General features: G+C 64.5%; 12 protein-coding genes. All 12 read right to left on the reverse strand.

Annotation, left to right across the window (positions count from 1 at the left end; translation table 11 throughout):
* Positions 1-114: 114 nt before the first annotated feature.
* Positions 115-2,913: a conjugal transfer protein TraG N-terminal domain-containing protein gene (locus VIG90_RS04040; RefSeq protein ID WP_331592162.1), complete on the reverse strand. Its 2,799-nt coding sequence runs from the start codon at positions 2,911-2,913 to the stop codon at positions 115-117.
* 18 nt (positions 2,914-2,931) lie between these two features.
* On the reverse strand, positions 2,932-4,389 hold the full coding sequence (locus tag VIG90_RS04045; protein ID WP_414695465.1) for a conjugal transfer protein TraH: 1,458 nt from the start codon (positions 4,387-4,389) through the stop codon (positions 2,932-2,934).
* 10 nt (positions 4,390-4,399) lie between these two features.
* Positions 4,400-5,284, reverse strand: a complete 885-nt coding sequence (locus tag VIG90_RS04050; protein WP_331592164.1) for a conjugal transfer protein TraF — start codon at positions 5,282-5,284, stop codon at positions 4,400-4,402.
* Positions 5,268-5,621, reverse strand: a complete 354-nt coding sequence (locus VIG90_RS04055) for a hypothetical protein (protein WP_331592165.1) — start codon at positions 5,619-5,621, stop codon at positions 5,268-5,270. The genes VIG90_RS04050 and VIG90_RS04055 overlap by 17 nt, the downstream gene beginning before the upstream one ends.
* Positions 5,618-7,285: a conjugal transfer protein TraN gene (locus VIG90_RS04060; RefSeq protein WP_331592166.1), complete on the reverse strand. Its 1,668-nt coding sequence runs from the start codon at positions 7,283-7,285 to the stop codon at positions 5,618-5,620. The genes VIG90_RS04055 and VIG90_RS04060 overlap by 4 nt, the downstream gene beginning before the upstream one ends.
* Positions 7,282-8,028, reverse strand: coding sequence for a type-F conjugative transfer system pilin assembly protein TrbC (gene trbC / locus VIG90_RS04065; protein ID WP_331592167.1), 747 nt, complete (start codon positions 8,026-8,028; stop codon positions 7,282-7,284). Before trbC ends, VIG90_RS04060 begins: the two co-directional genes overlap by 4 nt.
* Before the next feature lie 238 nt (positions 8,029-8,266).
* Entirely contained in the window at positions 8,267-9,268 is a 1,002-nt protein-coding gene (traU, locus tag VIG90_RS04070; protein WP_331592168.1) for a conjugal transfer pilus assembly protein TraU, read from the reverse strand.
* Entirely contained in the window at positions 9,265-9,921 is a 657-nt protein-coding gene (gene traW, locus VIG90_RS04075) for a type-F conjugative transfer system protein TraW (protein WP_331592169.1), read from the reverse strand. Before traW ends, traU begins: the two co-directional genes overlap by 4 nt.
* A 7-nt stretch (positions 9,922-9,928) precedes the next feature.
* On the reverse strand, positions 9,929-10,462 hold the full coding sequence (locus tag VIG90_RS04080) for a S26 family signal peptidase (protein ID WP_331592170.1): 534 nt from the start codon (positions 10,460-10,462) through the stop codon (positions 9,929-9,931).
* Positions 10,452-10,874 carry a TrbI F-type domain-containing protein gene (locus VIG90_RS04085; protein ID WP_331592171.1) on the reverse strand — a complete coding sequence of 141 codons (423 nt, stop codon included), beginning with the start codon at positions 10,872-10,874 and terminating at the stop codon, positions 10,452-10,454. The genes VIG90_RS04080 and VIG90_RS04085 overlap by 11 nt, the downstream gene beginning before the upstream one ends.
* The gene (locus VIG90_RS04090) at positions 10,871-11,218 is read right to left on the reverse strand and encodes a hypothetical protein (RefSeq protein WP_331592172.1); all 348 of its coding nucleotides are present in this window, start codon (positions 11,216-11,218) and stop codon (positions 10,871-10,873) included. The genes VIG90_RS04085 and VIG90_RS04090 overlap by 4 nt, the downstream gene beginning before the upstream one ends.
* On the reverse strand, positions 11,196-13,653 hold a 2,458-nt coding region (gene traC, locus VIG90_RS04095), incomplete at its 5' end, for a type IV secretion system protein TraC (RefSeq protein WP_331592173.1). The genes traC and VIG90_RS04090, both read right to left, overlap by 23 nt.

Here is a 13,653-nt window from a genome sequence, read left to right on the forward strand (position 1 = left end):
TAGGTGCAGACGAAGAGACAAGCCCTAACAATGAGCCCAGCATACTGACGATAATAGGGGCAGGGTTAGTACCGCCAATCATTATGCTGATCATTGGCTACTTTCTATAAATTTTTATTCTTCTGAGTCTCGATGTGCTTTGTCTAATACTTCTCTTGGATCGGGCCCAACTCTCTTGGTCGCTTGCTCCATCCGCGTCTCGCCGTATGTTACTAAAGCCTCAATATAAGTTTCCCCATCATCCACAGCTCTGCCCCGTTTCGCGTAGGTTTCCTCAATTTGGTCCTTCAGCATTGATGGGCCGTTACCCCAGTCCTGATCGTCTACACGAAGCGAGGCTTCTTCGAACGCATCCCGCAACTGCGATTGGCTTATAAATTGCGCCCCCGCAATCCCGGCTGACGTCGGCACATCGCGCAGCCCCGCCTCCGCTTCGATCCGCTCCTCATAACTGGCCATGAACTTCTGAAGCATCAGGTCGCGCTCGGCTGCAACCGCCCCCCCCTGAGCATTCCAGTCCGCGCCGCTGCGCGGATCGAAGTTCTCGTAGAGTTCAGGCGTGCGCTCGCGCTCCGCAATTGCGAACTCCAGCAAGGCCTGGCTGACATTGGTCGAGACCTCGGCCCCGCCCCGGCTGTACAGTCGCTGGCTTTCCTCAAACCGTTCGGCCTGCTCGTAGTACTCGCGCGCCTCCAGCGCCAGACTGGAGCCCTGCTCAAAGTTGGCCGTCATCGCACTGGCAAGCGTGCGCGTCTCCCCGTCTGTGTTCTGAACCGTCGCACTCTTGAAGGCCTCGCGCTGCTCAGCCCAGCGGTTGTCCTTGGCAAAGTTCTCAAGGAACTGCTCCATTTCTTCGACGTGTGAGTCTGCTGCCGCGCGATCGGACTCCGTCCGATTGCGCTGCATACCGATCGTAGACCGCAGCCCAATGCTCCCGTTTACGCCTGGAACAGCACGACCAGTTCCAATCCCAAGCTCAGCGGGTGTCTGACCAGTCCAGAATCTTTGCAGTGCAGCCTCCTCCGCCGCCTGCACAGAGATCCCGAACCGCGCCGCCATGGTCTGCGCTGCCTGTTCGATGGTGGAGAACGCCCGGCTTATGCTGTCCTGATCCCGCACGCCGTAGCTGTTCTCGGTGGTCTCGCCGCGGCTGAACTGGGTGCGGAAGTCGCGGAACTGCTGCACGGCCTGACTGAAGCGCTCAGCCGCCGTCTGGCTCAGTTGTTCGCCGCGACTGTACGCCTGGGTTGAAGCCTGGCCGTACTCCGCCCCGATCGCCTGCGTCAGCGACGGCACCACCGGCAGGTTGGAGCGCGCCACATCCATGACTTCCGTGCCGGCGTGCTGGGTCAGAACCGAGCCATCCGCCTGACGCCAGCCGAAGGACGCGCTGCCCCCGGAGAACTCGCCCGCAACCGCCCAGCGGTTGCCCTGGAAGCTGTTGTAGGCATGGGTGTCAAAGTTGGTGGTCCCCAAACTGATGTTGCCCGTCGTTGCCTCGCGCGAGGCCTCGGACGCTGCCTCCTGGCTCGGCGCAAGGAAAGCGTGAGCGTGGCCGCCAATGGCCATCGCCCCCTTGGCCATGCCGGCAGCGATGAAGGGGATCGAGGCGACCAGGTAACCGGCCAGCACGCCCACATCATCCATTACCCCTGCAATCCCGGCGCTGGAGGCCATGGTCAGCCCGCCGCTGCCGGCAACGCCGGCGCCGGTGGCATCGACGCCTGCCTTGAGCATCAGGATCATGTTGAGGACGACGTAAAGTGGCCCCCAGGCGGCGAGGTAAAAGAACCCCATCAGATAGCCGCGCAGCATTAAGGGCCCCAGCCGCGGCATCAGGAACAACGGGAACAGCACCGGGAACATGGCATAAAAGACGACCGTCAGGACGATCTGGAGAATGGGCACCCACTTCATAGCCGCATGGCTGATCGCCCGGTAGGCATTCTGGGTCTGCAGGTCCGCCCGGGTCGCGGCGTAGACGTCGATGGCCGCCGCGCCAGAACTGCCGGCCATGGTATGCATGGATTGCGTCATCGCATTCATCAGCACCGCCTGCTTCATGATGTCTGCGGCAGACTTCGAGGTGCTGGTAAGATAACTATAGGCCCCCGGCAGCTCGGAGAAGAGCTTGGCCTTGGCAATGCTGGTCGTCGCCTTGGGATAGAGCGAGCGCCCGAAGATCTCGCCAAGGCGATCCAGAATGCCGTTGCTGCCGTTGACCCACTGCCCGTCGAGCGCAGTATAGGCTTCCTGGCAGGTGACAATGGTTGAGCTGACGCCTGAGCCACTGCGCGTCAGCCAGCGTTGCGCCCGGCCGGCCGAGCCGGGGCCGATCGCAGCCCAGAGATCATCCGAGCGCGACAGCTCATAAAGGGAGTATTGGCCGAGCGCGATGTCGTAGAACACGCACACCCGAAAATGCTCGTCCAGGTTGGCGGCGAACTCGGCGTCCTGGAGGCGCAGCTCCTGCGTCGCCTGGAGGAGGCGCACGCCATAGATCATGCCGTTGCGGCTGTAGTTGAGGTCATTCGGCAAACCAAAGACCAGCTCCGCGCCGCGGACGAGATAGTCGCCCACCTGGCTGGAGAAGCCGGCAACCAGTGCCAGCCCGAGAGGCACGCCCGCCACCTGCGTTGGCGTCAAGGACGGGTTGACCCGGTCCGTCACATGGACTGCCATCTTGGGGACAAGCAAGGTCGTATAGATGAGCAGCACCACCATGAAATCCTTGAGCCAGCCGCGCCAATCCTGGCTGAGCGCCAGGGTCAGCATCATCCACCCCAGCGCGATCACCATGATCACCTGCAAAAGCGAGCCATAGCCGCCCGAGCCGGTCCAGCTTGCCACCGCCTGGAACACGTTGACGAGGTATTCGCCCCCGCCGATCGTGAAGACCTCGATCGTGGCCATGTCCCCCTCCCCTTGCCGCTACAGCCGGCTGGCCGAGATCGAACGCGACCAGTCGATGGAGGCCGCCATGGGCGCTGCCATCTGCGCCGCAAGCATGGATTCCAGGAACGCGGTGCGCTGGATGATCTGCATCACAACCGAGACTTTCGAGTGTACCTCGCGCTGCCGGTTGGCGAGCGCCGCCTGCGAGCGGCCGATCAGCTCGGCCCAGGCCTGAAGCTTGGCCTCATCAGAGGCGATGAAATTGGCCTGCGAGCGCGAGATGATCGAGAAAAAATGGTCGAGCTGGGCAAAGAGCAGGTCGATCGCCGTCACTTCCGCCAGCGTATCACGGTCATCGATGTTCAGGCCCCGGCCATAGGCCGCCTGCACCACCAGCACCTTGTAGAGCGGGATGGTTGCGACCTGAAGCAGGGCCTTTTCGTTCTCGGTGAGCGCCGCCGAGCCGCGCACCTTGGTTGCCATGGTATCGATCATGCCGCGCACCTTGGCGCGCAAGGCATCCGCGGCAGCCAGGTTCAGCTGGGTCAGTGTGGGGTTGAGGCATTTGTCGTGCTCATCGCACTTGTAATACTGGACCGGCGGCGATCCCGAGCCATCGAGCAGCGCGGTTGCCAGCCGTCCCGAAGAATCGCCCAGGACCGGGCTGTATTTGCCGGGCGAGGCATCGCTGGGCGGTTGGTAGATGATGGTGCCAACCAAACTCATCACATATTCCATCATCTGGTAGTCGTGCGTGCCGCCAGCCTTGAAGTAGTCGGTCTTTTTCAGGATTTCCCAGGTGAAGTTGCGCGGCAGCGCCGGATTGACGTCCTGCGTCAGCGGATCGGCTGCCGCGACCGTTGCGCTGCGCTGGCCCTTCGAGCCGCAGCCGTGCTTGGCCGCCGCATAGTCGGTAAAAAGACCGGACGAGTTGCCGATGCTCTCGCAGAATGCCTTGTCGGCCAGGTCGCTTTGCGGCCAGACCGCGCCCACCAGCCCCTGTGCTGCCTCGCAGCTTGAGATGTTGAAATTGTTCATCAGCTGCGCGGCCTGGCGCATGCTCTCGAGCACATGGCCGCACTCGGGACAGACGGTATCGATCGCGATCTTGAAGGCAAAGCCGGCCGCATTGTTGGCCACGGCCTTCATGAGCGCGACAATCTCGCCGCCATTGACGAAGGAAAAGGATCCCGAGAACAGATCGATGCCGCCGCAACCGGCCCGGGCGCTGGGCAGCTGCAGATTGGCGATGTTCGTCGTCTTCTGGGGCATGCGCACCCAGACGTTGCCAAGGCTGTAGTAGCCTGCCGACTGTCCCTGAAAGGCCGACGGGCCGGTGACGTTGGCGGCCGCGCCCATGTCATCGAACGCCTGCGCCATGGACGAGGCCACGTCCGCCTGCACGGAGACCGGGAGCACTGCCAGATGCAGCCCGGCCAGAAGCGTCATCCCATACGCCACACGGTACAGCACGGCCTTGGCCTGCCTGAGCATCACTTCTCTCCTAATAGTCTTCCCCTGGCTTCGTCTGGGTCAGAATGAAAATCCGCTCCAGGATCTCGTCGGCCGAGAGCAGCCCATGTCCGATCGGAATGAACTGCTTCGTCTCGGTATCGAACAGCACCAGGGCCGGAACCGTCTTTGAGGGCAGGCCCATGCGCGCGCTCTGGCCCCGATCAACGACTGCATCCGGAAAATCCGGATTGGCGCCGCCATCCATCGAGACCGCCTGAATGTGAAGGCCATAGGTCTGGTCGATGTACTTGAGAACCGGCGTCATCAGCCGGCACGAGGGGCAGCTGGCGGCGTAGAAATAAAACAAGCCATACCGCTCCGGCAGCTGGGCCATGAGCGCTTTCTTGTCGGATTGGCGTGCGTCCAGCCAGGCCTGCTTGCCGAGCGTCGAGACCGGGCGCTTCAAGGTGTAGTCCAGGTCCGGGCGCTGCCAGAGGAGCCGCTGCCAGACGTCGGTGAAAAGGCCTGACCGGTCCAGCTGCTCGCGCTGGAAGGCGACATAGGCCGCCACATTCTCCTCGGTCGGCTCGAGAATGGCCCGCGCCTTCAGCTCGCGCAGTTTCTCGGTCACCTCGCCCAGACGCTCCTGGTATGAGGGCTCTGGTTCCGGGGCAGGCTGTGTCGCCGGAGGCGTTGGCTCAGGTCGGGTACAGTAGAACCAGTGACCCAGTTGCCGCTCTTCACAGTAGAAGCGCTCGGCCTGACCGGCAGCGCCAGCAGAACCGCTGCCGGCGCTCGCTGCCGTTAGAAGCGCCAAGATACTGGCCAGCGCCCGCGCAAAGGCCCGGCCCGGACACACGACTGCAGTGGCGCGCCCGGTTCCCGCTTGCCGCGCCACTGCACGGCACCAAAGCCAATCAATGGCGCGTTTCATCCGCGCCTCCCCGGCCTGTCAGCGTCCACATCAAGCCGACCTGCCACAAGCCGCAGCCACCATCGATCTGCCGCACCAGGGCTTCAAAGAACAGCCGCGTGGCATCCTCTCCGGAACGTGTTAACTGCCATTTGCAGCCATCTCTCGAGCGTACCCAGCCACGCTTCGTCATGGCCTCCAGAGACTCCGACACGCTCTTTTCAGAGATCTGCAGCTCGTAGTGGCGCGTCAGGGTGTGAGCCAGCGCCTCTGGCGGCGCGCTGTGCATTGCCCAGAGGGCAAGGGCAACTGTCAGCTGAAACGACGTCGTCTCCAGGCACGGTTCAGGTTTCCTCATTGCGCGGCCTCGTAGTACTGGGTGATGCGCTGCTTCATCTGATCGATCGTCGCCAGGTTATCCGGCAGGCGCGCCGCCTCGGTGAACTCGGCGTAGACTTCGCTGAAATCCATCTGCGAGAGATCAAGCTGGGCGAACTGGTCGATGGTCAGGCCCGCACAGGTCTCCTCCTTTGGGTCCGCCCACGGCAGGCCCAGCTGCCGGCGGCCCTCGACCTGAAGAATGCGGCTGAGCTTGCTCGCAAAACAGCAGTGGGCCTCGCGCTTCTTGGTGCAAACGCCGAGCGTCCTTGCGCTGCAATAGGTGCCGACATAGTGGCACAGGCCGTTCTCACGCCGCTCCTTGAGCAACCGGTCCTCGGCATCGCAGCCACCGATGAGCGGCAGTCCCCGTGGCACGCAGCAGTTGATCGCACCAAAAATGGTCTTGGCGCAGGTGAGGCGCTCGCCGCCAAACAGGGTCAGGTTTTCCGGATCCAGCTCCTTGCCGACCTGACCCATGGCCTGAAGCGCGACGGCCGCATCCTTGAACTCGGTGTTGGGCTCGCGCGTGATCGTCTCGCAGCTGCCGTCCATGCAGACGACGTCCGCATCGCAGATGTATTGGGTCGTCTGCTGCGGTGCATCCGGGATCGGGCAGGCATAGACCCGCTCCCACATCGAGCACGGCGCGCCTTCGGAGAGGCATGCCTCGCGCCGGAAGGTACAGCCCAGCTCTTCCAGCGGGCCGCAGTCGCTGTCCGGCGTGAACGCCGCGCACCCGTAGGTGCGCACCCACCCCCAACAGTCCTGCGTGATGCTGAGACCCTCAATGGTGCGGGTCTGAGGCGCACTGTCAGTGCAGACTTCGGTCGGCGCAGAGCAGGCGGCATTGGCGGCGAGGCCGGCGCAGGCGCTCTCGTTTCGTGTCGACCCATGGTAGGTTGCGGTGCTGGAGAGCAGCGTCGCGCCTGGCACCAAAGCCGGGCACTGCATCTCCAGGATGAGCTCGCCCGGCTCGACGCACCCGAAGCGCCCCTCGACCAGGCACGCCCCCGGCCGGGATCCGGTCAGGGAGCAGCTCGTGTGTCCGTCGAACAGGGCGCAGTCGTCCACCTGGTTGCGCACCGGATCATGGCTGCACTCGTACCGGTGCCTTGTCCGGATATCGTGCTCGAGCGTGATCGGACAGGCGCGCGCGCCCTCCTCAACCCGCATGCCGCTATTGCACGTTTGCTCGTAGGTTGCCCCGATGTCGCCGCCCGGCGGCAGCGGCCGGCAATCGCCCTGCTCACCCGAGTAGCCGGTGACATAAATACCCGGGTCGGCGGAGACCGCCATCCCGCCGGCAATTGCCGCTTCGATGTCGGCCGTCTCGAACTGCGGGCGCAACGCCATGCTGGAGTGGACGGTTGCAGCGCCGGGATGGCTTGAGACTTGCGCCTGCCCCATTGCACCCATGACGTCTGGACTGTCCTGGTAGCTGCTCTCGGGATAGGGCCCCGCCTGGTATCCGGGCAGCCGCTCCGCTGTCGGCGCGGTTGTGGCGCCGGCCTGCACTCCGGGGAGCAGTTGCGCGCCGAACGCTTTGGCGTCTTGCTTGATCGCATCGATGTCGCCCGAAGCGATCGCCCTGCTGGCCAGTCCCAGCGCCAACAAGGCCAGTAGCAAAGAACGCAGCGTCATGGCTCGGCCCCTCCGGAGCGCGCCGGCTGCTTCAGCCGCTGCGCCAGGACCTTTGCGACGGCCGCGCCAGGCCCCCGTCCGGCGGCCACCGTCTCCAGCACATAGGCGACGCTCACGTTGCCGGTCATGCGGTCATAGGGCGGCGGGGTGTCCTGGCAGTCAAAACCGTCGCACAGCTCAAAGCCGGTCGAGACCACAACGAAGGTCGGCGCCTCGATAACGCCAAAGGCCCGGAACAGGCGCGGATCGATGCCAATGTTTGCCGGTGCCTTGTTGGCCCCGAGCGCTCCGAGCAGGCGATTGCGAAACGCCTTGATGCTGTTCTGCGGCATGCCGCGAAAGACGACCGCGCCGCCGACGGCCGTCACGTCCTGGACGATCTGGCGCAGCGCGGCCTCGGGCATGGAAAAGGAAACGAAGGCCAGCAATTGCGGCCCGACCTCCTCGCTTGCGCGCTGGAGCTGCTCGGAGGCGGCGACCAGCCGATCAAGGTCAAGGCCTTCGACCGGCGCGCCGGCAGAGGCAGGTGCTGCCACCCGGTTCGCCCGCGCGGATTGCCGAAGCGCCTCAGCCTCGCCGCGCAAGGCCTCCGCCCGCTGCCGGATCGTCGCGGCAAAGGCCTCGGCTTCGGAGGCATGGGCCCTGGCCCGCTCGCGGATGGCCTCGACCTCGCCTTTCGTCATTGTCTCCTGCGCCGCGACCGGACTGGCAAACAGCAAGGACAGGAGCATCAGCCTACGCATGGTCCTCCCCTCCCAAGACACAGCAGTTGCGTTTGCACCTGGCGCGGTCGCCGAAGCTTCTGACAATGACAAGGCACATCTGCCCGCCGCCACTCCGCAAACGACACACGCGTTCGGCACACAGGAGATACGCTCATCGCCGAACGGCCTTGATCTTGCCCGGTGCCAGCGTCTCTTACGCACCACCCGGGGCGCTGAGGAGAAAAGGCAGAAGGATCCGCGCGCATAGCCCCTCCCCTCACAAGACACAGCAGTTGCGTTTGCGCCAGACGAGGTAGCCGAAGTCCTCGCCGATGACGGGGAGCATCTGGCCGGCACCGTACAGCAGCGGGGAGGCGCCGATCGGCGCGCAGGCATAGCGCCCGGAGGTCTGCGGGCGCGGATTGACGGCCTGCAGGCGGTACTGCTGCTTGCGCAGGATCGGCATCGGGTATTTGCTGCACAGACCCTTTGCGCCCATGGTGCCTTCGGCGACCATCTGGCGGTGCAGCTTGTAGATGAAGCGCGAGAGCGCCAGACGCGAGCCCTGCACGTGGCCGAACTGGGCCGGAATATTGCCGTTCATCGGGTACATGGTACCAAAGCAGCCGGCACACCAGCTGAGCGGATCCAGCGGCAGCGCCGTTGTTGCGGCCACGCAGTCGGCCGCGCAGGCCGCGGTTGCCAGCGGGCTGGCGAAGAGCACCGCTTCCGGGTTGATGATGGTGGCCAGTTCGGAATCCTGCCAGAGCGGGTCGACCTCGCTGATGTAGGCCACGTCGATGGAGCCCTCGTCCATGCAGGCAAAGTCGGTCAGCAGCTCGAGCCAGTAGATCAGCGGATAGACATACCAGTGCACATGCCAGCCGCCGCTGTTCTGGCCATTCCCGCCAAGGATCGAGGGGCCGGCGAACTGCTTGTGGCCGATGTCGAAGCCCGGGTTCAGGCTGAGCCCGCCGAGGTTGACGAAGCACCACGGCTTCATGCTGACGTCGGCCAGCCGGATCGGCTCCCAGAAGCCCATGGAGACGCCGACCTGAAGGGGCGGACAGTAGCACACCGGCAAGGGCGGGTTCGGCGCATCCGGCCGCCCCGAGGGCCAGACCGGAAACGCGCCAACTGAGATCGGGAACAGGCAGGACCAGCAGATGTCGGTGATCGGGTTGACGAACCGGCCCGAGCATTTGCCAGGCAGAACGGCCGCTGCCGGGCTGGTCAGGCCGATCGCCGTCACGAAGGCGAGGAGACACCACAGCCTCATGGCTGGTCTCCCAGGGACTGCCTGCTTATGGGGACTTCGCGGATGCGCAGCTGCCGGCCCTCCTGCTCGATAACCGCCGGCACATGGGAAAGGCCGAAGCGCGCGGTCAGCTTGCCTGCCTGATCGAAATAGAAGCGCCGCTTGTGCTGCTCCATCAACCGGAAGGCCGACCCATTTGTGAGGATGAGCTTGACCGTCTCAGGCGCGGTCGACGTCACCGCCCAGCGCACCTGCGCATCATCCGTGCCGTCGAGGAAGACGAGGCGCTGGCGCAGGCCGACGTGATCGAGCGGATTGACCCGGGTCCCGCGCGCCGCAACGAGCCTGCCCTCGGCATCGCGAATGTCTTCCTGCAGCTCGATGCCGGGGTCGAACAACCAGCTGCGTGGGCCTTGCGCCGGGGCCAGGCCACGCACCGCGGGCGGATCGAGCACCTGCGCCTTGACGGTCTCGGCGAGCTTTCGGTTGGCTGCCGCCAGGGCGCCGTTTTTTTCCATGGCGCGCAGTCGGGCCTCGATCACCTTGAGGAAATCTTCCTCCACAATTGGAAACACCGCGCCCGCCTGGCCATAGTCCTTTGCCTGCACCGGCAAGGCCAGCGCCGACAGGAGCGTTGCCGCAATTATTGGTTTGAGGATCAACGCCCTGCCCATACCCACCTCACAGGATCGGCGTGCCGATGCCGGCGATATGCCGGTGCGGCACCCACCCGATCTCGGCATAGCGGCTGTCAAAACCATCCGGGTGGGGCGTTGCCACAAAATAATGGCCGGGCGGGATGACGCCCGTTGGCCCCAGGGCCAGCGGCACGCCCCGGCGCGAGCGCGCCTTGGCGGTTGCAACCGGTCGCCCGTTGACGAGGAACGTGCGCCCCTGCCGGGTCACCACATCGCCCGGCATGCCCACAATTCTTTTCCCGAAAAGCTGGGGCCGCTCCCCGAAATGCGTGCGGACCAGCGGCGTTGGGGGCACCTGGAAAAAGACGTAGTCGCCGCGCGAGGGCTGCTTTTCCCGGTCGATCCAGAACGCCCAGTTCGGCAGGCTTTGCGTGATGTTGATGACAAGGCCATGCCGGCGCTGCCAGCTGTCGACAGCTGATAGCGCAAACGTCAGCAGCGCCAGAATACCATAGGCTGCATAAAGCCGCCGGCGCTGGGGCGTCCAGAAGCGGGGAGCAACGCTGTCAGCGCCCATCCCTTGCCCCCTTTGCGGGCCCCGGTGTCATTGCCCGCGCAACCGCCGCCTCAACGGCCGGGGTGACATCCGGCACACTTCGGCCAAGCGTGGCTTCAGAGACCAGTACAATCGTCTGGCCATCACTGAGACCCGCGATCGCGGCTTCCACGGCCTGCAAATAGGCTTTGGTGCGGCGCTCGGCCTCGTCATCCGTCACCCCTGCCCGCGCCGTCTGCGCAACATAGGATTCAACGAGTGACTGGAGCGAGACGCTGACAATCCGTTGTCGCTCAAATTCCAGCACCTCGCGCGTCAGCCAGGCACCCCACACCACAGCGGCAATTCCAAGCAAGGCGGCAGCCAGCATGTCGACCCGCCACCCCAAAACATGCCGCCGATGCCAAGCGATGACATTACCCTCCCCGCTCATGCCTGCCCTCCTTTGCCGGCAGGCCACCCAGCTCTCAGACGACGAAGGAGGACCGGCAGGCGCACGACGCAGACCCCCGCCAGCAGAACCGTCATGGCAATGAGCGTCATGTCCTGAAACGAGGCCTGGCGCGCGGCGTCCGCCGCCACATAGCGGACTGTCAGATTGTGCAGGTGCAGGAGAAAGGTGTGAAAGCTCGCCCCGCTCAGCAGGAAAAATGTCGCCGTCACCACACCAAGGCCCGCCAGGCAGTTGCCGGCCAGCCAGAGCAGCAGCGTCAAACCGGCGAACAGGCCGTCCTGCACGCGGCGGCCAAAAGCCTCACTCGGCTGCCAGACGCTCATCATCCAGCTCCTTCGTCTGCGGTTTTTGCTGTGCGCCGAACGACACCGTCTCGATGGCCTCGGCCATGGTGCGCCCTTGCGCCACTTCGGCCTCGATCGCGGCAAACACGGTCGGGCTCGAGGAGTAGACGGTTCCTGAATAGCGGTCCAAGACCAGCCGGCCGATGGCGGTCATGTCCGGGCCGCGGATGTAGACTTCCGAATAGTCCTCGCCCTGCCGACGGACCGAGCGCAGGAGAGTTTCGGTCGCGTCATCCATCTGGAAGCGGGCGTTTTTCCGAAAATCCAGAATGCTCTCTGCCGTCTGCTGGAGCAGCAGCATCCAGTCGCTGTTCTCGAGCGCCGCCTTTGACCCTTCCGCGAGATAATAGTCGTTGAGCGAGTGCGTTGCGGTGATGAGGCTGCCGCGATACTTGCGGATGGTGCGCGCCAAAAGGGCCACCGCCTCAGCGATCGAGCCGCCCTGCAGATGCTGGTGCGCCTCATCCAGCAAAACCGCCTTCAGTTCCTGGCGCGGCCGGCTCATCATCATCTGCATGATCGAGAATAAGATGGCCGCAAGGACGACGGCGCGCAGCTCGACCTTGCCGCGCAGCTCGGCCATCTCGAAAACGGTGAAGGGATCATCAAGCCTGAGGGTGGCAGTCCCTGCAAAAAAGCTGCCGTAGGTTCCGCTCGATCGGTAGGGCTTGAGGCTTGCCGCCAGATTCTCCCCCATCTCGCCCGAGCCGGCCAGATGCTCGGCAACGTCATCGATCGAGCCCGCCTGCGCCTTGTCACCCCACACCCGGTTGACCGCCTCGTCCATCAGGCCGCGCTCGGCGTCCGTCAGCTGCCCGGTGAAGCGTGCCATCTGGCCAAGAATGGTGCGGATGAAGGTCAGGCTCTCGAGCCGGTAGTCCTCGTCATCGCTGGCCCGCGTGGGGTCGACCATGGAGAAGGGATTGAGCCCGATACCCGAGGACAGGGTAAATTCGATGAACTGCCCGCCCTGGAGCTTGGCGCTGTGCTCGAACGAGCGGCCATCGTCCAGGACCAACACCCGCGCGCCTGCCCCGCGCAGAGCAGCGACCAGCTCCTGCAGAAGCACCGACTTGCCCGAGCCTGACTTGCCGATGACGACCGTGTTGTGGTTGCCGGCGCTGTTCTCGAACGGAGACCAGAAGAAGGGCTGACCGCGCCGTCCGACCAACAGCAGATGGGGAACCGCGCCACCCAGATATTCGCCCTGGACCGGCACAAGGCTGGCGGCGGCCGTTGTCAGCTGCGAGCGCAGCCGCTTGAGGCGAAGCATGTCCTCATAAAGACCATCGGCAAACGTCAGCGGCAGGGCAGCGAGCAGGCCCTGGATCTGCAGGAACCGCTCGTCAATCAACTCCCACCCGGCGGCAGCGTAGACAGAGCGCACGATCTCTTCATAGCGATCGCCGCGCCCCTCGGGCGCATAAACGAGAAGACCGTAGTAGAGCTGCACCAGCTTGCGGCCATTGCCGAGCTGCTCATGCACGTACTGCCACTCGGCCTGCTGATCGCGCAAGCTGGGAATGAACCGCGCCGAGCGGCCCTCGACAAGGCTCGTCGTCCGCATGAATTTGTAGGAGGCCCTCGATTTTGCCGCCGTCTCGTCCGGCACGGCAAAGCAGCATATGGTTGCCACCGGACAGGGCATTCTCAGCTTGCTGGAGAAGAGATCCCCGATCAGCCGCGCCATGTCCCAGGGGGCCCAGCGCTGCGGGAACGCCCTCACCCCGAAATGGCGCAGATCGAACCTGTCGGGCAGGACCTCGCCCATGCCCGGCGTGCCGTCGGCGCTGCGGCCAATCATGCGGAACCGCTCGGTGCGCAGCACCATTCTCTCGGGCTCGATCCTGAGCTCGATATCCCGGCGCACGGCCTGATCGGCGATCGGATCGAGGGCCGAGTAAGCGCATCGCTCGGCAGCGCTTATCGTCGTCGGCGAGGTCAGCTCGTCGACGAGTTCAATCAAACCCTCCGGCTCGACCGTGCGGCTGTCGACCTCCAGGCTCCTGAGCGCGCTTTGCAGCGACTCCCGGGTCGAGACCAGCGCCTCGGCCCCTGCCTTGGCTGTTGCTGCAACGCCGACCGAGAGGAAGACCCGGTGCTGGCGTAGATGAAACGGCGCATCCCCGGACAGGGAGTCCCAGACGCCTCGTTTCAGATAATCCGCGCGGTGGCGCGCCATGTGCTCGTAAACGCCGCCGACCGTATAGCGCTTTGCAAACCATGCGTCGATCACCCGGCCGACCCGCGGCGACATCCAGTGGAGCACCTGCACCCGGCTGCCCGCCGGCAGGCTTTCCGAGAAGAACTGGGCCAGGGTCTCGGCCACCTGATCATTCGCGCCGACGAGCGGCGCGATCTCGAGGACAAAGCCCCGCGACTGGCGGTTGAGATAAAGCCGGCTTGCCGGATCA

It is taken from the genome of Pedomonas sp. (genome assembly GCF_036515995.1).
Lineage (GTDB): Bacteria > Pseudomonadota > Alphaproteobacteria > Sphingomonadales > Sphingomonadaceae > Pedomonas.